A 21,160-nucleotide genomic window follows, 5' to 3' on the forward strand; every position below is an offset into this window, starting at 1 on the left:
TTAGCTATTGTTTTCATAGATTTTTCTTATTACTTTTCGATTTTCCCTGATGTTCCATTCGTTTGCCCTTTAAGTTTCCATTCTCCTAAAGGATATTGATTCATATCGAAGAATCTGATCTTCAAATCCTGTGGATTCTTAAAGACTTCCTTCAGTGTGCTAAGACTTTGATTTTTCGACTTGATTGTACCCACATGGTAATCTCCAGATGCAGGATAGACTTGGTAATATGCCGCATTTTTCAACTCAGTATCTTCTGCATTCAATGTAACACTGAATTGGTAGGTATATCGATCTCCAGGGAAGGCGTCAAGTACCTTCCAGGATGATACTAGTTTCTTTTCTACTTTGATATCATCACTAGCTGGTACAATTTTTTGCGTGATACTGCTGTTCACACTCTCAACAACAACTCCATTAACCTTCACTTCAATGGTTTGCGTGACCACCACAGTATCATTTAGGATACTAATGGATACCGCAGAGTTTACAGTAATCTTATTTAGAGTACCACCTGTTCCCCCAATGGTGAAAGATTGGCTGCTGCTGGATTCAATCTTAATATCCATATTCTCAATGCCGACGGAACCTGATCCACTTGGGATATTAAATGTCAGGTTGGAAGCCCTCGTTACGTTAAGACTGCCGATTGTTCCGCCAGCTGCCCCGTCAATCCCTTCAACGAAAAAGGAGATCTCTTGAAGAATATTAACTGTTCCTATACCGCTGCTGGTGTTTAGCTTCAGCTTAACATCCGATTCAAGATCCAATGTAGCTACAGAAGTTTCTCCCTCAAGGGCCAAACCTACTCCCGCATGGTTAACAACCACAGTATTCATTTTAGACTTACCCTTAAAGCCAACTGTATTGGAAGATCCCCCATTGACTTGTGTATTGCCTTTGACCTCTACATTTAAAGCAGTAAATTCTTCTAAATCCTGACCAGACGCAGTCTTTTTCTCAACAACTAAATCACCGTCAATTACAACGTTTTGAAGGGTAATACCTTCCCCTTTAATGGTGATTTTCCCTTTTACGGTTGGTAGAGCACCTGCTGGACCGTAAGTTTTACCGTCTCCACTTAAGACAATATCTCCTACGACATTCTTACCGGCATTTAGGTCAGCAATTCGTTGGGCGTTATAATCGATAGAGATTCCTCCACCACCTCCACCGCCGCCTAGAGCAGGCTTTTTAATCTCGTAAGTAACCCCGTCTGGCTTTACAACCTTCACAGGCTCTTGTTCTAATGTCGTTCCATTTACATTAATGTTGGCTAGCTCGATTTTCCCTTTACCGGTCATCTTGGTTGCTGCATCCAGTGTCAAGGTTTTGATGATGGCAGCTTCAGCCACATCAATCGTCATTTCCTTCGCTTTATCAGTAACCAACAATTCAGTGATTGTTCCACTCTCTACTTTTACCTTCGTTTTGTTAGAATTAATTTCCACTCTATCGAAGTTACCCACAAGAGTGACGAGAGAATCGGCTTTAATAGTCTCGGATAATATAACCTTTGCAAATCCGGTTGAATCCTTAAGATCCTTTTCTTCTAATTTAGCACCAGACTGCAACGTTACTTCTCCTACACTAGTCTTACCGCTAGCAAGGATTCTTACATTTCCATTCTTTTTATCCACTGTAACTTGATTAAGTTCACTATTTTCAATCTTAATGCTGTTTGGCCCACCGCCAAGGATCGTCGTAGTTCCCTTCACGGCCACTTGCTTAAGCGTTACATCTCCTTCGCCAATCCCTTCTGTTAAAACTAGATTTCCAGTAATAACAATGTTCTGCAAAGTAATGTCTTTCGCTGTTACTTGTACATTTCCTTCGATTGTTTCTGCGCCTTCTGCTGGCCCATATGTGCCCGATTTGTCATAAGTTTGACTGACAACCTTAGGCTGGTCCTTCATGGCATAATTTAAAGTAACGATGGCTTCGGCACGAGTAATAGGTTTAGCTGGTTGATACGTGTTGTCTGGGTAGCCCTTCATATAGCTCTTAGAAACAACGGCAGCAACTGCACCCTTGCTCCAAGCTGGAATAGACGCTCTATCTGCAAACTGTTCAATAGCTTGAAGATTAGCCTCCATATCCAATTTCCCGATTTTCGCTAATACCACAGCAGCTTCCTGACGGCTAATAGGATTCTTCGGTCTCATGGTGCCGTCGTTGTAACCAGATATGTATCCTGCTTCTTGAGCTATCGCCACTTCTGAAGCATACCAGTCACTCGGCAATACATCAGAATATTGGATATTGCCTTTCTTCTCATAATCAAATGCGCGATTAACAAGTACCATAAACTCAGCGCGAGTTATCAAATGATTAGGCTTGAACGTTCCATCAGGATAACCATTCACTAGCCCTTGGTCGATCCAGTCATTAATTTGACTTTCCGCCCAGTGGCCTCTCAAATCATTAAATGATAGTTTTCCTTCAGCACCAATGATTGAATAAGGAAAAACCATGTGGAACAAAAACATCAATGAAAATATGATAGAGAATTGCGCTCTCTTATTCCATTTCCTCATGTCTATAAATCTCACTCCCGTCTTATTAAAATACTAACCTCTTAATAATACCTCTTTATCTAAATTACTCTCCCCCTCCTCATTTCCCGCTCTATCAAACTTTGTACCTATATCACTATAATAAATGGTTCCTATTTACATATCAAACACTTCTTTCTAAAAAGGACAAGATTCGTCTATTTTATTCGACATTTTCTTCCGAATTCTTCTCTTTATTACGCTAAATTCTAAAGATATCTGACATTAACTAATTCTAAACAACAACCCTCCGAAGATAGGCCCCTTTCCACCTCGCATCATAAAGCGACAACCTAACTGGCTATCACATATGTTGTTATATAGTAAATAAACATTTTTTCTTCTTCACAAAACAAAAAAAAACCAACTCCGTAGAGTTGGCTCAATATCTTTCTACTATACAAATCTCATTCTTCTAAAAACCACCACGACTGCAATCATACCAAGTAAAGCAATGAAGAGTATAGGATGGAACATCAGGTAAACCACAGCCACGATCGGCGACAAGAGTACACGAACTAGTCCCTTCAAGAACTCACTCTCTGCGATAAACTGAGCAATCGGAGGAGAATAGGTATAGTACGTCTTTACAAACGCCTGGCCAGCAGGGTTGGTTAACAGGAATTCATCCCTGAACGCTCTCAGCAGCGTAACCGCAGGCATGAATTTGCTGCCAAATGCCGCTGTGGCAATGAAACATTCATCTTGAACCATGGTTACTTCTACATGCTTCTCAAATCCACCGTAGCTGACCGTGATTTTCGGATGACCCCAGCCTGTAGCCGTGACTAAACCGTTCGAGTCTACAGTCGCCCAATCTTCATTGGAAGATTGATAGGTTGCTTCCCCTGTAATATCCTTTGTACTTCCATCCGAGTAATTGGCATGGACAACCGTTTGATGGGTTTCCCCCTTTGCCAGAGGATACTTGAGCATATCAACGGTGATGCCAATGAGGATTGGCTCAGTTGATTGCTCAACCGTGAAGTTCACAGTATACGTATTCCTTACACTTCCATCGGCTGCTGTAACTTCAACAATCGCTGTACCTGGCAGTTCACTAGCCTGCGTGACGGTTACATCGGCGTTCACATCAAGCGGCGCAGCTTCAACCATTGGCAACGAAGCTCCATGAGGCAGCGTTACACTGTAATTGAATTGGTCATAGACAAATCCAGTTACCGTCATACCATTTACTCTAAGGTCACTTAAGTACGCGAGCGTTGGCTCGTAGATGCCGCCCGGTGTGACAAAGGTGTACGGAACAGATCGGTCAGATTCCAATCCTAGCGTATTAATAGCGCTCACAGCAAAGGTATAAGATGTACCGCTGTCTAACCCATAGACTTCATAAGTGACAGATGTGACTGTTTCCTGCGTGTACCTAGACCAAGTGCCTGCGTTCAATTGATAGAGATAGTAGCCCGCAAGATTGTCTTCGGTATTCTCATTCCAACCTAATACCGCGCGATGCTCTTCTTCCATTAGAGTCCGCAGACCGGTTGGAGCGGCTGGTGCTGTTGGTGCAGGCGGTGCTTCAATTGCCTTAATGGTCTTTGTGCCTAAGACTTGATCGTCCGTATCTTTCACCGTAACGAGGATATCTCCCGGTTCGGTTGGATGGATCGTGATGCTCGCCTGCCCGTAGCTGTCTAAGAGAGCATCATAGACATAAGAACCTACGCTAACCTTGCCCCCGGCTACAACGTATCCACCTTTGTTCGCCGTGATCGTCAGTTCAGTATCTCGGTTTGCATAAATCTCCATCGGATCAACCGTGATCGCAACCGACGTGCTTGGTCCCCCGTACCACTCCACCGCATGGCGCAGCACTTCATGGTTGCCAAACATCGTGGTAACAAAGTAATTACCCGCTGGCAAATCAGCATAAGAGGACACTCCTGCTCCGACTTCAGCGACTCGTTCTTCCGCACCTGACATTAATTGATCAGGGCGCGCTTTGTAGATTCGGTAACCTGTTGCCCCTTCTGCTTCCAGAGTAGGCCAAGTTAAGCTGACCTTACCTGCATTAACGACCTGTTCAACTACTGGCGCCACGCCTTTGATGTTCTCCGGTCTGCTGATCGGAGTAATTTCAGCTGTTGGTACCGTAGCGTTTCCTCCCGTCTTTAAGACGAAGGATTGAGAAACATCTAAGTTTCCTTTAATTGAAGGAACCAGATAGTAATCTGTCCAGAAAGTCTGCCCGCTTTCGAGCGTAGCAATGGTCTTCACGAGCTCCTGGTTCGGTGCATAGATGTAATTCTGCTTATTTTCTTCCTTCAGCTCAATAGCCGGGTTGTAAACATTCGTATCCGAGACATTCTTTAGTCCGACTCGCAAGACGTAAGGATGACCTTCATCGGCCCGATCCTGCGCTTCAATGAACATCTTTAAGGCATCCTCGCCCCATACGCGAAGCTTGTTATTCTCGTCAGTTTTAAAAATGGCGTGCACTGGATCATCGAAAGGCTGCAAGCGGCCGTTAAACTCAGCCTTAAGCTCGTATTCCCCTTTCTTGTCCCCGCGAATAATCCATTTCGTCGTTTTCTTTTCTTGGCCCGCAATGTCTTCAACATCAACTTCGAGCGTTTGCGGTACCTTCGTTGGTGCTAGCGACAACCCTTCCGGCAAGATTAACTTGGCCTTCGCTTGGTCGATGACGAAAATCGGATCCGCCTTATTCTCCAAGGACAGCGATACCTCGAAGAATTCCTTCAGCCAGCGTGCTTCTCCAGGAACCACCATATAGGCAACAGTCGGCTTCACTTCCGGACGATTGGCCGGTGCTGGAATAACTACTGGGTAAGCATGAAGGGCAGACGGCGTGTTCCATCCTCCATCTCCATTGCCTCCGTCATTATTGAAACCAGTCTGGATTACAATCGGACCTGGATTGCTGATGACCCGAGTTTGATTGGTTACGACAGAGCTTGTGTACTGCTGATTATTAAAGGCTAAATGGACCTCAAACTTGTATACCCATTGATTTTCCGGTGCGGTCTCATCGATGCCTAGCTCGCGGATTTCTTCAAGGCCTAAACGGCGATGGTTCAGATCACCGATCACAAGCTTGCCCTGCTTCAGCTGAAGCGTGACCTTGCGCAGTTCATTAAGCGCAACGGTAGCGTCAATGGCTGCCGGCAAATACTCTTCGTTCGGCTTGTAAGCATACACCTTATAATTTCCTGGCTCTGCTACAAGTCGCACAATTCCCTGCGAATCGGTATCCTTCTTCAGGGATGTTCCATCTGGGAACTCAATGACGACGCTAGCGGAGCTAATCGGACTTCCACCCTCCGTAACCACCTTGACTTCTAGCTCGCCCACTTTTTGGACTGGCTTCAGGGTGACTCGAGTCGTGGTTTGAGCACTATTGCCTGCCGGGTCGTATACCGCTAAGGTGACTGGATAACTAACCGAATCGCTTCCTGTCACTTGGTAGATGTGCTTCGGCTGTGCCCCTTCCGCTGTTGTTCCATCTCCGAAATCCCACAGGTAGCGGGAAATTCGATTATTATCGAAGGATTGAGTACCGTCAAAGGCGACTTCCATGCCAAAGGTAACCACCTGCTCATCGCCTGCTATTGCCGTTGGCTTATAAGGATCATGGGTCAAAGGCTCCTTGGAAACGACAGCGCTTTGGCTCATATTTCCATAGATGTCCACAGCTTCGACCACATAGGAGTAAGCTCTTCCTGGTCTTAGCACTTCATCCTCAAACGTGTACGTTCTCTGCGACCCTTCCACGCTTGTGAAATCAGCTGCCGCTCTGCGGTGGATTTCTGTATAAGGACCTTCTGGCTGCGTGCCGCGTTTCAGATAGAAGCCTGCCAACTCAGCATCATCAGCTGCTGTCCAGCTAAGGCTCATCTTCCATCCTCCTGGTGTGGCCGTGAGCACAGGTGCAACTGGCGGCTCCACCTTCAGGCTGAACTCGGCCAGGTGCGGGTCGCTGACGTTGCCCGCTTTATCGGTGGCGATTGCTCGGACCGTATAGGCTCCATTCGCTAGACCAGAAGTGTTCCAATCGAACGTGACCCAATCTCCATAGACGTCTAGTTCACGAGTACCGATCAGCGTCCAATCTTGATTGTTTGCATCCTTGGCTTTATATTCCAAAGTCAAATTAGAAATTCTGAAATTATCCTCAGCCAATACATGAATCTTCTTGTCAAGCGGCAAGATTCCACCCGTTGGTGAAATGCGAACCACCTCTGGTTTTTGATGATCTGGCTCAAGCTGAGCAGCGATCGGACCTGCTGCTTCGCCAACGCTTCCTGTTAGATCTTTAGCCGCCACCTTGTAATAATAGGTGACATTAGCATCCACTGCACGATCTCGATAGGAAACGATGCCGTCTTGCATAGTGAAGGCTGAATTGTCTTCTGCAAGAACCGCATATTCTCCCGATTCCACTGTGGATCGGTACAAGCGGTAGCCTGCCAAATCATTTTCTGTTCCTTTCTCCCAACTTACTGCGATGTAGCCGGAAGTGGCGACAGCGGCAAAATTCATTGGTTGCTGCGGAGCACTGTGGTCAATTCGGTATTCCACGATAGGAGTGACCGTGCTCTCATTTCCAGATGTATCTTTAGCTATGCCGCGTACGAAGTATACGCCTTCTGCTAAAGCGGAAACATCCCAGTTATAAGTAACCGTCGTAACGGTTGAACCGTTGTTAACAGGCACAGCAGCTAAGTTATTCCACACTGCCTTATCTACTGAATACTGGAACGTAATTGAGTCTAAACCAACATTGTCTGTAGCCGTAGCGCGAAGCTCTATTTGTTGATCGAAATATCCAGGATTCGGCTGAATACTGGTGACGACCGGCTTTTGTGTATCCACCTCCGTTGTCACTTGCAGTTCATCTGATGGAATCCCTCTGTTGCCTAGCTTGTCATAAGCAACAACACGGAACCAATACGTCTGATTAGGCCCAAGTCCTTGGACATGTAAACCTAATTGAGTCGAAGTCGTCCCGACGGATGTAAACGTACCATCTGCCTGATCCTTGCGCTCTACTTGGAAATAAGCAAAATCTTCAGCTGCAACATCCTTCCAATTGATGAGAACACTCGTCATGTATGGCGTGGCACGCAATCCTTCCACTTTTTCAGGAGCTTCTTTATCGATCGTATAGGTACGAATTGGAGTGCCGTCACTTGAATTGCCCACTGAATCATAAGCAATCGCCCGCAACTTCACTTCACCGCTAAGAGTACCAGTATCCCATGCGAAAGTGGCTTGATCACGCGTTCCTTGCTGTGAAATAGTAATCCAGTCGCTTCCCCCGTCAATTGAGTATTGAAGCTTGATACTAGATAGAGCTAAATCATCCTCAGCGCGTACTGTAATATTGGCCTTCGGCCCTAATACTGTTCCATCTAACGGTTCAATGCCTAATACTACAGGTGGGTTCACATCCGTTTTGGCTGCAACGGCTGCCATGTTGGAGGCTTCGCCTTCCTGAGAGAATTTATCTACAGCAGTAACCTTATAGTAGTAAGTCAGTTCCGGTACAACACCCGCATCCGTATAGGATAGTGTATTACGACCATAAACGGTGTACAAATGACTGAACGGTCCATTTGGCGAGGTAGCTCGATGAATATGATATCGGTCTACATCAGCGTCAGCTGGCGGTTCCCAATTTAAGGTAACTTTTTGCGAGCCATAAGTACCGATTAGATTCTGCGGATTCGCCGGCGGAGTGCGATCTACTTGATACGATGCCGTTTCACGAGCCAAGTTCCCTGCACCATCGTATACGCTGTAGCGCACACTATACGTATCCGTCGATAAAGCCGTCAAATCCCAGTTTCGGTAGAAATAATACGTATCACCACTCGAATGATTTGGACCACCACTCGACCCCGTTATAGAAATCCAATTTGTTCCGTCTTTACTATATTCAAACTGGGCGGATGAGCCGGTCACTCCTGCATTGTCTTGGAAATAGAGATACATCGTTTCCGATTTAGCACCACCAATCGTCACTCCATCTTTCGGACTGAATGAACTAATGGTTGGCGGTCTTTCATCTCTTAATAAAGCACCTGTAGCTTCTGTAGATACGGACCTGTTATCGAACCTATCTCGCGTTTCCACTACATAATAATATGTAGTGCCAGGTAGCAATCCCGTATCTTTAAAAGATAATGTATTTTTGTTTAGCCAGCTTCCTCGATATTCATAAGGTCCATCCGGCTGAGTGCTGCGCTTCACATGATAAGGGTAATCGTTGATATCCTCATCCGCATTGGCATCCCAAGAGATTATCACATGATTCTCTTCAGAAGCGGTTTGCACATTTTGAGTTACCGATATCGACAGATCAAGTGTCCAATTCACCTCTTTTGACCCCATATTTCCAGCCTCATCGTAGGCCTTCACCAAGATCTTGTAGGATCCTGAGCTTAGTCCTGCCGTTTCGAAGTAGAAATGATTGGAGTACCACCAGTGCCGATTGGCTGGGCTCCATGTCTGACCGTTATCAGAGGAGTAAAAAGCCTCATAGCTTGTAACGGCCTTGTTGTCGATCGCATTAGCGGAGAAAGAGATGGTAGGACCACCTACCGTTGATCCTTCTACTGGTTCAATAGCTGTTACTTCCGGTGATGATGTATCATTAGCAACCTTGATAATCATAGTGCTGGAATCTGCATAATTTCCAAACTTGTCTACAAAACGAAGCTTGTAATAATAAATCTGATCAAGATTTACACTCTTATCCGTGAAAGTTGTTACTTCCGCATTATAAATCTCTCCTCGCGAGTAGTAACTACCATCTCTACGGTCTGAACGTAGAACTTGATAATACTGGAAGTCCGTATCTGACGTTTGCTCCCAATTCAGCATGATCATGCCGTCTTCCGTCTCGGCAACGACTCCTGTTGGGGCAGCAGCATAGACATCCAAGGTCACACTCCGCTGTTCCATGGAGATATTCCCGGAATGATCCTTTGCTGTCAATTGAAGCAGATAGTCTCCACTATTCAAGCCAGCAGTTGACCAATGGACGTATCCATAAAATGAATTCCCGGACCATCGGTAAGGGCCTGAACGAGTACCCTCCATCACCTTCCAGTTCGTTCCTTCATCCGCGGAGTACTCGAATTCATACTCAGCGACACCTCTAGGTGAATCATCTGTCGTATAAAAAGAAATTGTTGGTGTTGAGCCACCTACCGTATCTCCATCCTTGACATTGACCGAACCAATGACTGGCGTCTTATCATCTACGCTTGGCTGCACCATTACTTCTTCCGAAATCAAACTTTCATTTCCGCGTTGGTCCACCGCTGACACAACGTAATAGAACGTTCCAGCATAGGCTTGATTGTCTATATACTCGCGTGCATAAACATCATCTAGTTTGATATAGCCCTCACCCGATGTCGTAGAACGATATACTCTGTAATAGCTTAAATCTGCATCCGTTACAGCATCCCACTTCACTTTGACTTGCTCGACTCCAGCTTCTGCGATAATGTTTCCTGGCACCGATGGAGATGTATTATCAAGAGTCCAAATTCTCACCGGTGTTCCAATTGAGCTATTTCCTGCTTTGTCATGAGCGATCATGCGGAACTTATAGGAGCCATCAGCGAGTGTAACCCCTGTTCCCAAGGCCTGTTTCGTATCCCAATTGAAACTCTTGTACCAGTAAGGCAAGTATTGCGGATTCTCCCAGTAAGTGCTTTGAGAAAGCTCATTCTCACTAAACTCGAAGATATCGATCCAATTAAGCCCATCATCCTGGGACACTTGAAATTGCACTCTCTCTATACCAGAGCTGGCACTATCCCGAACGGCAAGGTAAATACTTTCAGGATTTCCACCAATGGTAAGATTATCGCTTGAACTGTTGTTTATTGAAAAAGAGTAAATGTACGGCTTTTGTGTATCAAGAATGGCACGTTGCTTCTTGACATTTGTCCCGGTATCGTTGCTGGCCTCTACGGTAAAAGTATTAACCCCATCCGCCAACGTTGCGTTGTAAGAGAATTCGCCACCAGCACCTACCACCACTTCCGTTCCGTTAACAGTAACGGAGGCTTCCGGTTCAGTCTTCCCGCGAAGGATGAACTCGGACTGTGAAGATGCAACTTCATATCCACCTTCTAAGCTTAGAGTTGGTCCTTCGTACAGCTCCACGTTTACAGAGACTGGCTTTCCTATATTCCCAAATGTATCGATGGTATACAGGGTATAAACGTAAGGTTTACCTATTTCAGCGTATTGATCTTTGTAACTATGGTTGGGTGAATAGATATACCATGTGCTCGTATACGTACCATGTTCCTTGGTATTTGCATAGCTACGTTCGAGCCGATAATAGTTAGCCCCATCTACTGCATCCCAATTTAAATCAATACCCGTAGAGTCAATTGTTGCCGTAAAATTGTTTGGTGTTTCTGGCAAAGCTCTCTTCAGTGTGACCGTGCTGGTGTTGGTGCTTGTACGCCCTCCCGCATCTGTCGCTGTCGCTCTAATCTGATAGATTCCATCCTCTAGCGCAGAGGCATCCCAATCGAAATAGAGCCAATAATAATAACTATTGAGGGTCGGCTTGATCTTGTCTACAGGATTGATCCGTGTCCAGTTCTCTCCGTCTGTCGAGAACTCAAAGAGGATCGTCTCAACTGGCTGATCATCGCGCACATCCGCCCGCATATGAATCGATTGTTCATTCGTATGATAATCTTGAGCGGGTGACATGTACTGGAAGACCGGAGCTTCTACAGGGATTACGCTAGTTGCGACGATTGGATGAATTGATTCGTTACCGGCCGGGTCTACGACCATAATCCGATAGGAATAATCCACACCACTCTGCAAGCTGTTCTTATCCATATAATTGTCATCCGTTAGATCATATCGTATTGTACTCCAATACGTGCTTCCCATCTCTCTTCGTTGCACATAAACATGCTTGAAGTCTTCTGTTGGATTTGTCCAATTCAGGTTAAAGCCCAATTGATCTTCAGTAGGCTCAACCGTCAGATCCATCACATTCTCCGGGCTTATCGTATCCTTAGTGAGCGTCGTGACGACACTAAAGGATTCACCACTTTCATTTGTCGCAGTAGCTTGAAGATAAATAGTTCCTTCGGGAAGATCCATGAGATCAACATAGATCTGTCTTGAGGAACCATCATACCAGTTGTGGTAAATCTGACCCTTCGATAGGATCAGGTCAAACGGTTGCCACTCTTCCTGATCAACTGAATATCGGTACTCGATATCCGTGATCGTTTCATCCGAAAAGAAATAAGAATTCAAGCCATAATAGCCTTGATTCGCTTTATTCACTTTTCCCTCATTGTCGTTACCCCAATAGTTATGCTGGATACCGGCAATGCCAACAACCTGCTGAAGTCTACTTCCGTCCCCAAGAACAACTTCCACGAGAAAGTGATTTCCAGGTCTAAAATAACCTGAATCACTTACGTACAGGTCAAACTGTTGTTGTCCAGAAAAAGTGCCTACAGTTGATACGTAATCCGTGTGAAGGGGTTTGTCCTGCTGAAACACCCCTACAATCCAATACCACGATTCCCTCGTGGTCCACCATTGTCCTGTTGGATTGCCATTCGCATCGGAGGATTGAATGTCGATCGACTCAATCTCCGTATCCTCAGGAAGGTTGACAGTTAGACTAAACCTTCCATCCAGTTCACTATCGGGTGTTAGGCTCGATGATGAAACTTTGTCCTCGCTTCTACTCACCCACGAGAACTCTTCAATCTCTGCATTTCCTGTTTCATCCGCTGCTTCAGCCAACCTCACTCCGAGGGAGAGCCCGGCCGATAAGACCAGAAGCAGTACTAAAGCACAATTGAGCCAAAAACCATAGGAAGAATGTCTGGTTATCCGCTGGCCGCCCCCCCCTTTCCAAGCATGTGATAACATAGCATCTCTCCCTTTTCTTTTTGCTCTACTTTCTTTGTCCTATTATGAGTTTCTCTCTTCCATCCCCTTTCACTCGGATTGTAATGGAGAACCTTGTCTGCATTTACCTGCGATTACAAGTATCTACCAATAGGACAATAGTTCTACAAAAAATAAAGATTTTCCTGCAGGCCTCCCTTTAAAAAATATTGATATATTTCGACAACTCAGCAACAATTCTAAAACTGTTGCTCTCGCAAATATTCAGGTTGATCATACGGTGCGAGTACTTACACCTGCAAATATCCACGCCTAAGTTGCAAATATCTTACTCCGCCACTATAAATAGTTACTTTAGACCCACCTCCATATTTAAAGAAAGGTTCGAAAGGATGATATATTTAATTATTCTGTATCGGTAAAATATGACTATATTCGACAATCACATAAACGTACGATAATGGCAAAACCTCTGAAAAGGGGTGACGCAAAGCTATAGGGGCTTCATCGGAGAAACTTCCGATATGCTAGCCAGCTACCGAAACGTCTGAAAGATAAGCCCTCCGTCGTTTTATGTGATTAAACAGGAGGAGATGTACACGATGAATTTATTACAAAGATGGAAATACAATTGGCACTGTTTCTGGTATTGCTTCAACGAACAGCTGTTGAAGGATTGCGAGGATTATCAGGAGAAAGTTATTATTCACAATAAGATTATTTATCATAGAAATAAGATGTTTTGGGTATAGATACTCGAGAGATTCTCGAGAAATTATGAAGCATAGTCGAGAGATTATGAAGCATAGTCGAGAGAATATGTAAATTCTCTGAAGAATAACTAAAAAGGAGACCCGCTCAACAGTAGCAGGTCTCCTTTTTTATTAATATCGAATTGTCGGTCTGTACTCCATACGCTTCTCTAAAAATTTAAAGAGCGTGACGGCCGCACTTGCTCGGGTTAGAGCTTGATCAGGATGGAACTTACCTTCATAGCCGTTCATTATACCAATACCGGTTACGATAGCGACTTCCCCTTTTGCCTTGATCTCACCCGTATCTTCATAGTTCATGGTAAACATGCTCTCATGTTGAGCAAGTTTGTTATAGCCTAAAGCGCGAACCAAGAATGACGCTGCTTCTTCACGGGTGATCTGATCATCCGGGCGGAATTCTGAACCTTTCTCAAGAACTCCCCGTTCAACGGCCCATTCCACAGCTAAAGAATACTTATGATCTGTCGGAACGTCCTTAAAGGAAGGCTGACTAGGCTGTTGGCCAGGATAATAGTGTCGGCGGTGGTTGCCATCAATGACTCCTAGCAGCATATCGATAAAGTCACCACGGGTGATCTCCGTTTCGGGTGCTACCTTTCCGTCTTTTGCCTCAAGTACACCGGTTTCGAGAAGATACTTCAGTTCTTCTTCCGCCCAATGTCCCTTAAGATCCTGGATCGAAGGCTTCTCTTCCTTCGCAACGACCTCTTCTCCCGTCTTCAGGCTCAACCATTTGCCAGTATGAGCATCTAAATAGGATGGTTCGCCGCCGTAGTCTCTCTGAACACGATAAACCAATCGAGCTTCTGCTGGCTCATCAGATTTCGTAGCGTATCCATAACGATGATAGTCTTTCTCCTGAATAACTTGATACTCGAGAACCACGTCAACATCCTTCAAAAAGGCTTCCTTCGCTTGATCAGGTTCGACGACCTGGCCAACCTCAGGCAACTTTAAGCTCCAATCCCAATTCTGGCGATACTCCACAATCTCTCCTGTTTCCGCAGAAACGGTGACGGATACATGGTGGAAAGGGAAAAGAATGCCGCCAACTCGTCTCTCCAGGTGGAATCGATAGAAAGGAGAAAAGGCGTTAGGCTCCTCTGAAGGCTGTGGCGACAAATAGAGCTGATGCAGCTTATCCTTGCTTTGTTCCTTGACGAAGGCAAGAGCCTTTTCTTTAGCTTGTTCTGGAGAAATCTTATACTCTTTTTGCTCAGGTTCCTTGTTTTCCGCCTCAGCTGCCTGAGCAGCCTTTTCCCTAGTATAGTGAGCGATATCGATCTGCAGAAGCTCTCCTGTTTCCGCATCGATGGATCCACCTTGCCAACCTGAACCATAACGAGGGGTACGATACTCAAAGTGGAACTGCCAGATCTTACGACCCATCTGTTCCTCTAAGCGAACCGTCGAGATGGAAACTTCTTTTGGAAGGTCAATAAACTCTTTAATCCGATTCATCGCCTCTTCTTGCGTAAGAGGTTGAGCCAGCTTCTTCGCGGGTTCGGCTTGCTTCGTTTCAGCGACCTTGATCAAGTCTCCATCCTTTGGCAAACCCTTCCCACGATGGTCAATCCCTTCCCCTGTCTTAGCATCGATCATATGCAAATAAGGGGTGGGCTGATAGCCTAAGAAGACCTTCGGCTCCTGTCCCTGCTGCCCTGGTTGAGGATAATAGCCCTCTACTTGATAGGCCAGCTTCATATCAAGAGCCTCACTTAGCTTCTTGAGGATTTCCTCTTTGTTAAGGACACCCTGTACCGGAGCAAATTTTACATTGTCCATGGAATGGTAATAGACATGCCTAATCTTACCGTCTCCATTCAATTGAACGCTCAATTGATTGGTGCCAAATGGGACTCCATTGACCTTCTCCACGAATCTCACTTCATAGTTATCATGCGGGGTGCGGATGACCTTTCCCCATTCATCGCCCTCACGCTGCTGCAATTCGAAATTCGCCATTTTCTCGCCGTAATGCTTCTTCACAAACTCTTCCGCGATCTTGATTGCGTCTGTATACTTCACATTCGGAGGCAGCTTCACCTCTTGCTCACTTTCTACATGGCGGTTATAATTGCGAATCACCCCGGTTTGGGCATCCACAGTGACACTAACATGAGCATACTGAGGACCTCTCTTTGACCAGTTGATTTCCCAGACATCCTCATTATTGTAAGGACCCATCATCCCGGTCCGACGGGATGCATGGGGCTCATCAAACCCGTCCAGGCTACCCGCGATCCCCTTTGCAATCTCCATCGCTTTTTCACGAGAAACCTTTGCTTCTTGTTGAACTTCGCTAGATTCCTCAACCGCTTGAACAGGCACAGCCTGCTCCATGCGAACGGATACCCCCTGAGCTCCAACAGACATAGGGATTGCAGTCGCCATTAAGGATGCTGCCAATGTGGAATATAATAGACGAGACCAACTTCGATTTTTCTTCATAATTCCTCCTTTTCCATACCTTAAATGAAATCAAAAAAGTCCAAACATATATATAGACGAAGTAGAGTGGGAAAAAGTTACAGCTTTTCAGAAACTTTTGTTGAAATAAAAAAAGCTGATTCTGTCACCCTATGACACAATCAGCTCTTCTTGTTCTGTTCTTTCAAGATCTCCTTTAGCATATCCACAATTTCTTCACGCTTTTCTCACTCTGCCCACTCCAAATTCCACGATGTATTGTAGATTCTTCTCTTCTCTAATGTATCCATCTCTCATTTTCACCATTTCATTATTTTGGAAATTCTATTATGAGTTATTTATATAAAAATCACAATAAAATAAATGTAAAATTTTGGACTTTTAATATTAAGATATTGTTAATTCTAAATTTTTTGTTATCTATATGGTGATTTTTGGTAATTTATATGCTATAGTTAAAATTATATATTGCTCGTTAAATTTTTACCCTATCATTCACCCTATTAACATCATATTCACATTGTTTACGCAATTAACAGGAGGTAGATCTGTATGCCCTATTACCACTTTCGAGAAATATGGACCCCATTTGCTATCTTCGGTATTCGCTTATTTAGAGAAACGCATTCCGGCTCTTTGTTTTTGAAGGCGTGGAACCGCCCTCGCAAACAAATTACTGGGAACCCATAAGCTAAAGACCCCAAAGAACCACACCCTAAGGTGTGGTTCTCTCTGTACGTACAATGACCGATTGAGTATCCGCTTCCCAAGTGATTTCCACTTCGAACAACTCCATAATGTTGCGTATCGATACCATCACTCGGTTATCCATCATCTCGGCTGCCAAGCCATCAGCGGGTATTTTTCCATTATTGAGGATTAAGTAGTCTTCGTTAAGAGGGATTTGGATGCTTCTTCCGTCTTTTGTCATGTAGACCGTCTTGGTTGTGCCATTCCATAAAATCTGGTCATCTCTCAAACCAAGCGCTTCCGCTACATAACGGACGGGCAGGAAGGTTCGGCCACCTTTGATATAAGGCGCTACATCCATCTTTTTCTCTACCTCACCGATGTGATAGGTTTCATTTCCAATTTGGTAAATTATTTTTTTGAACTGATCTTTTTTATAACTCCCTACTGCAAGATCTGTCCGATTTCCGTTAACTAATAGATAAACTGTTCCTTCTTCTAAAAGAGCTTCCCCTTGAAACTTATAGGAGATCGGTATTTTCCATTCCGAGGCTTCTTCTGTAGGGGTGTCATTCATTTTGATTTTCAGCTCAGAGGTCCCTATCCCCTCCATTTCTAGTCCTTTCTTGTTTCCCTTCAGCGTTTCTGTTTCCCCATGTTCCATAAAAACAAATCCATGAGGAAGACTGAGCGTAATAGGTTTATTCCTCTCGAATGTATTTTTACTAGATTCTTGGATTCGTAAATGAAAAGTATATATTCCCTCGGCTTGAATTAGATCTTCGGTGGACAGTTTTATCTCCTTCTGGACAGGTACTGTAGCAAACTGATATTGCCCGGAAGTAATCACGCTATCTCTCCCCTCAACGGTGAGAAGTAAATCTCCCGTTGCCCCTTCAACCGTTATGTCTAAAGGAATTCTTATTTCATCTAAGTCTTCAAGCCCCCCAGAACCAATATTCTGTATCCGAACTTCCAGCGTTCGATCCGAAACCCTCTCATACCTCGCTGCGTCTTCTCGCTCAACACCATCCGCTGTCCCTTCTAATTTCCCCGAGCTTGACAAGTTCCATTTTACTCCTTCGGGTAGAGTTACTCGAAAGCTCTCTCCGTTTACAAACGGTGTATGATTTTCTTTAATGTACAAGGTTGATAAGCTTCCCTGATAGTTGCTCATAACCGAAGGAATTCGATCAACGACATTTAGACTCTCTGCCTTTGTTCCCCCTGCAAGCCCAAGCCAAAAACATAAAAGAGAAACAGGTACTGCTAACTTTCTATTCATTCATCTTTACCTCCTTGGCATCATTTTTTCTCTTTATTATAAACGTATAAGTCGAGAGATTTGCGCGAAAATATCGACCGGAATCGAGAGATTATCCGCTTTTTCGAGAAAATCAGCAGGATTCTCCTTCCCTCCGGCGAATCAAATAGGAGAAATCATAAAGGAGGTATGCTCTTGATAAAAAAACGCCGTCCATTTCCACTCAGGATAAAACAAGAAGAAGCTTTACTCCGCCGACTCCCTCTTAATCACAAAAAACGTCAAGACATTACCCAGAGTTTAAGGAATCTACGAGCTGGTTATCGCGGGGAAGTCGAATTAGACTATCATCTGCAGTTTCTACCAGAAAAAGACTTCCTCATCTTCCAAGATCTTCGGCTTCCCCTCCAGGATCGTTTTTTTCAAATTGATACTCTCGTGCTTACTCCCGCCTATGCGCTTATCATCGAGTCGAAAAACATCTACGGTCACCTCTTCTTTAACCCCGTCTCCAAACAAGTCATCCGTACTTTTCAAGATAATAAAGAAGGCTTCCCCGATCCTCTTATGCAGGCTAAGCGACAGCAGATACAGCTGCAAAAGTGGATGGAAGCCGAATCTATCAAATCTTGTCCTGTCTACAAATTAATTTCGATTGGCTCTCCAAGTACGATTGTCGAAACCGCCCCTGGGAACGAAGCCATTTTCACGCAGATCCTTCACGCTGAACACATCCCTAATAAGATTCTCGAATTTCCAACCGAGCCCAAACTTCTCTCCTCCTATCAGCTTAAAAAACTCAGTGAACATCTACTCCAAAATCATATCCCACTCAAACTCGATATCTTAAAACGATACCGGCTCTCTTCATCTGAACTTTTAAAAGGTATCGCCTGTCCCCACTGCCCAAACCACCAACTTACCCGGATCTTCGCGAATTGGAAGTGCCCTCAATGTAAAACAAAGAGAAAAAAAGCCCATGTCCGAGTCATTAAAGACCACTTGCTCATCCATGGATTCATTACAAATGAACAGTGCCGAGAACTGCTAAATCTATCTAGCATCCACACCGCTACCCGATTGCTAAAGGCAATGAGACTTCCTCTTGAAGGCAAAACAAAAGGACGTGTATACTACACGCCCCTTACACCACCCATTTGACCTCAGGATTAGACCCTAAAGACTGAACGGGATTTTTAAACTCCTTTAATTCGATAGATATGTCCGTTGTAAGGATCCCATCTATACCAGGTAACACGTGATTTACGAATCTAAACAACTCTTCATTATCCCGGAAGTCGGCCTGAATTATAACGTCGTGGTTTCCGGAGATGGCCCCCACATATTTTACAAAAGGAAAGGAAGATACGGTTTCAGCTACCTGCTCCTGGTACCCTAGCTTGGTGGTGATCCCCATCATCGTCCGCACTCTCGATCCTACACGTTTGGGGTCAATATAGATCCCGTAACTAAATATCCCATCTTCTAGCAATTTAGCAACATGCGCACGAACCGTCCCTTCACTTACACCCAAGATCTTCGCCATGTCCGTATTGGGGCGGCGGCAATCTTCTCTCAGCAAGTCTAGAATCTTGTAATCTAGTTCGGTCATCTTCATCAGCCTTCTCTCCTCCTCTTACTTTTTTCTCTACCCCTTCTGACGAATGGAGTTGGTTATCCGTTACAAAAAGATTGCAAATATCCTCCACTACTCCACCTTCTGCAAGCCCAACCGGTTACTCGAACTCAATACATGACCGAGCTCAAACAATCTCGCCTCGAGCCGGTCTAGTTTGTCTTGATACTCTCTTAACTCCTTACCCTGTTCCTCCGGAGCTTTATAGTACTTATACCCCTCTTGTTGATATTGGATGAGTTCATTCGTTTTATGGAGCTCTCTCATGAGAGCAGAAAGTTGTAGTTTTAACCGTTTTTTATCCGCTTGGTCTACCGCGATCTGTCGGGCCAAAGCTTCAGTCTGCTCAATCAATTGCCCATACATGACACCAATTCTCTTTAAGTAATTCGGTGGCATCACCGCAAAATTGACCATGGAGGAGATAATAATGCCAATGGAGGTTGTGCCGATCCGCGTGAAAAAGGAGACCAAAAAATGATCAGACGTCATAGGAATCATAGCCACAGCCGTCAACGTAGCGACAATCATGGCATCATTCCACCGCAAGAGATGGCAGATATAAATCGTAAGCGAGGCCGATAAGGCATAAGTGAGAGGAGTTTGCCCGAAGAGGTAGTCGAAAAACATGGCGAAAGCCGCACCGATCGCAGCTGCCGGAAGTCGAACGAGTCCCTTTTTTATGGAAGAAGATAATGTTGGTTCGATGGTAACAATAGCCGTAATCACAGCAAAAATCACAGGCCAACCTAAAGCTTCACAAACCCAAGCAGTGATAAAAACGGCGATGGCTGTTTTTATAATGCGCTTCCCAAACCATTTATTCATGCTAAACCCACCTAAGACGTAATTTTCACTTTGTTCTTAATATATCAGAGATTCCCTTTTTTAGGCAAATCATAAAAACCTCGAAGAAAGGATACTCTCCGAGGTTTACTCAGGTTTTAATTTACCCTATGAGCAGGCCCTTCTCCTCTTAACGCTTGTAATAAATTGAGGGCAGCCAACTCGGCCATCTTGGTCCGTGTCTGAATGGAGGCACTACCGATGTGTGGAAGAGTGACCACATTCGGCAAAGTGAGGAGGGGATGATCCGGCTTGACCGGCTCTTCCTCGAACACATCTAAGCCTGCAGCCCAAATCGCTCCATTAGACAAAGCCTGGTACAAGGCCGCTTCGTCTACGATCCCTCCACGAGCTGTATTAATGAGGATAGCCGTGCTTTTCATCAAGGAGAGTTCACGCTCACCAATTAAATTTCTCGTTTCCGGTGAATACGGCGTCAGCACACAGACGAAGTCCGATTGCTTTAATAATGCATCTAATTCTTTATACTCTAAGCCAAGCACCTGTTCCGCTTGTTCCTTTCGACTCCGATTGTGGTAAAGAACGCGCATATCAAATCCCTTCGCCCGCTTGGCCAGTGATTCTCCAATTCGCCCTAAACCGATAATCCCTAAGGTAGCCCCATAGACATCCTGTCCCGTTAACAGCATGGGAGACCAGGTTTTCCAGCTTCCTTCTCGGAGATAATCTGAAGCCTCCACTAGTCTTCTAGCTGTTGCCATCAAGAGTGCAAAGGTAAGATCAGCTGTCGTTTCTGTCAAGACGCCTGGGGTATTGGTGACGATGATGCCCCTTTGAGTGGCTGCTTCCACATCAATGTTGTTAAAGCCCACCGCCATATTGCTTATCACTTTGAGTTTGTTGGCCCGCTGCAGCAGAGATTCGTCTATGCTTTCCGTTAATAAGCAGTATAGTCCATCAATGTCTTTTACTTTGTCTTCCAAAACCTCACGCGGCACCGGAATATCTTCCTCCTGCCACATCTCCACCTCACAAACTTCCTGAATCTTAGCAACAACTGCACTCGGAATTCGTCTCGTTATGTATACTTTAGGTCTCATCT

At 44.8% G+C, this 21,160-nt stretch carries 9 protein-coding genes and 1 riboswitch; of the genes, 2 read left to right on the forward strand and 7 right to left on the reverse strand.

Annotated features, from left to right (window positions below; all coding sequences use genetic code 11):
• Positions 1–29: 29 nt before the first annotated feature.
• Both EIZ39_RS20135 and EIZ39_RS20140 read right to left on the reverse strand, forming a co-directional pair.
• A complete protein-coding gene (locus EIZ39_RS20135; protein ID WP_129202178.1) occupies positions 30–2,537 on the reverse strand; it encodes an S-layer homology domain-containing protein in 2,508 nt (835 codons plus the stop codon).
• 414 nt (positions 2,538–2,951) lie between these two features.
• A complete protein-coding gene (locus EIZ39_RS20140; protein ID WP_129202180.1) occupies positions 2,952–12,476 on the reverse strand; it encodes a CFI-box-CTERM domain-containing protein in 9,525 nt (3,174 codons plus the stop codon).
• A gap of 431 nt (positions 12,477–12,907) precedes the next feature.
• A riboswitch (cyclic di-GMP riboswitch) is annotated at positions 12,908–12,998 on the forward strand.
• Between the two features lie 59 nt (positions 12,999–13,057).
• Between EIZ39_RS20140 and EIZ39_RS26785 the strand changes: the two genes are divergently transcribed.
• Complete coding sequence (locus tag EIZ39_RS26785; RefSeq protein WP_164985196.1) at positions 13,058–13,207, forward strand: hypothetical protein; 150 nt, start codon at positions 13,058–13,060, stop codon at positions 13,205–13,207.
• 132 nt (positions 13,208–13,339) lie between these two features.
• On the opposite strand, the gene EIZ39_RS20145 is transcribed toward EIZ39_RS26785, so the two are convergent.
• Positions 13,340–15,682 (reverse strand): YcdB/YcdC domain-containing protein, encoded by a 2,343-nt coding sequence (locus EIZ39_RS20145; RefSeq protein ID WP_129202182.1) that lies wholly within the window; start codon positions 15,680–15,682, stop codon positions 13,340–13,342.
• Positions 15,683–16,376: 694 nt separating this feature from the next.
• Positions 16,377–17,636 carry a copper amine oxidase N-terminal domain-containing protein gene (locus EIZ39_RS20150; protein WP_129202184.1) on the reverse strand — a complete coding sequence of 420 codons (1,260 nt, stop codon included), beginning with the start codon at positions 17,634–17,636 and terminating at the stop codon, positions 16,377–16,379.
• A gap of 174 nt (positions 17,637–17,810) precedes the next feature.
• Between EIZ39_RS20150 and EIZ39_RS20155 the strand changes: the two genes are divergently transcribed.
• Entirely contained in the window at positions 17,811–18,776 is a 966-nt protein-coding gene (locus tag EIZ39_RS20155; protein WP_164985197.1) for an NERD domain-containing protein kinase family protein, read from the forward strand.
• On the opposite strand, the gene EIZ39_RS20160 is transcribed toward EIZ39_RS20155, so the two are convergent.
• The 3 genes from EIZ39_RS20160 to EIZ39_RS20170 form a co-directional block, all read right to left on the reverse strand.
• Positions 18,760–19,233, reverse strand: a complete 474-nt coding sequence (locus tag EIZ39_RS20160; RefSeq protein ID WP_240675887.1) for an Lrp/AsnC family transcriptional regulator — start codon at positions 19,231–19,233, stop codon at positions 18,760–18,762. The genes EIZ39_RS20155 and EIZ39_RS20160 overlap by 17 nt on opposite strands.
• Positions 19,234–19,323: 90 nt before the next feature.
• On the reverse strand, positions 19,324–20,079 hold the full coding sequence (locus EIZ39_RS20165) for an aromatic acid exporter family protein (protein ID WP_129202188.1): 756 nt from the start codon (positions 20,077–20,079) through the stop codon (positions 19,324–19,326).
• A 116-nt stretch (positions 20,080–20,195) separates the two neighbouring features.
• Positions 20,196–21,158, reverse strand: coding sequence for a 2-hydroxyacid dehydrogenase (locus tag EIZ39_RS20170; RefSeq protein ID WP_129202190.1), 963 nt, complete (start codon positions 21,156–21,158; stop codon positions 20,196–20,198).
• Positions 21,159–21,160 lie beyond the last annotated feature (2 nt).

It is taken from the genome of Ammoniphilus sp. CFH 90114 (genome assembly GCF_004123195.1).
Lineage (GTDB): Bacteria > Bacillota > Bacilli > Aneurinibacillales > RAOX-1 > YIM-78166.

Excerpts from the sequence above, each read along its gene's own strand:
- EIZ39_RS20145 (WP_129202182.1), bottom strand. The coding sequence starts at position 15,682 with ATGAAGAAAAATCGAAGTTGGTCTCGTCTATTATATTCCACATTGGCA.
- EIZ39_RS20150 (WP_129202184.1), bottom strand. The coding sequence starts at position 17,636 with ATGAATAGAAAGTTAGCAGTACCTGTTTCTCTTTTATGTTTTTGGCTT.
- EIZ39_RS20165 (WP_129202188.1), bottom strand. The coding sequence starts at position 20,079 with ATGAATAAATGGTTTGGGAAGCGCATTATAAAAACAGCCATCGCCGTT.
- EIZ39_RS20135 (WP_129202178.1), bottom strand. The coding sequence starts at position 2,537 with ATGAGGAAATGGAATAAGAGAGCGCAATTCTCTATCATATTTTCATTG.
- EIZ39_RS26785 (WP_164985196.1), top strand. The coding sequence starts at position 13,058 with ATGAATTTATTACAAAGATGGAAATACAATTGGCACTGTTTCTGGTAT.
- EIZ39_RS20140 (WP_129202180.1), bottom strand. The coding sequence starts at position 12,476 with ATGTTATCACATGCTTGGAAAGGGGGGGGCGGCCAGCGGATAACCAGA.
- EIZ39_RS20160 (WP_240675887.1), bottom strand. The coding sequence starts at position 19,233 with ATGAAGATGACCGAACTAGATTACAAGATTCTAGACTTGCTGAGAGAA.
- EIZ39_RS20170 (WP_129202190.1), bottom strand. The coding sequence starts at position 21,158 with ATGAGACCTAAAGTATACATAACGAGACGAATTCCGAGTGCAGTTGTT.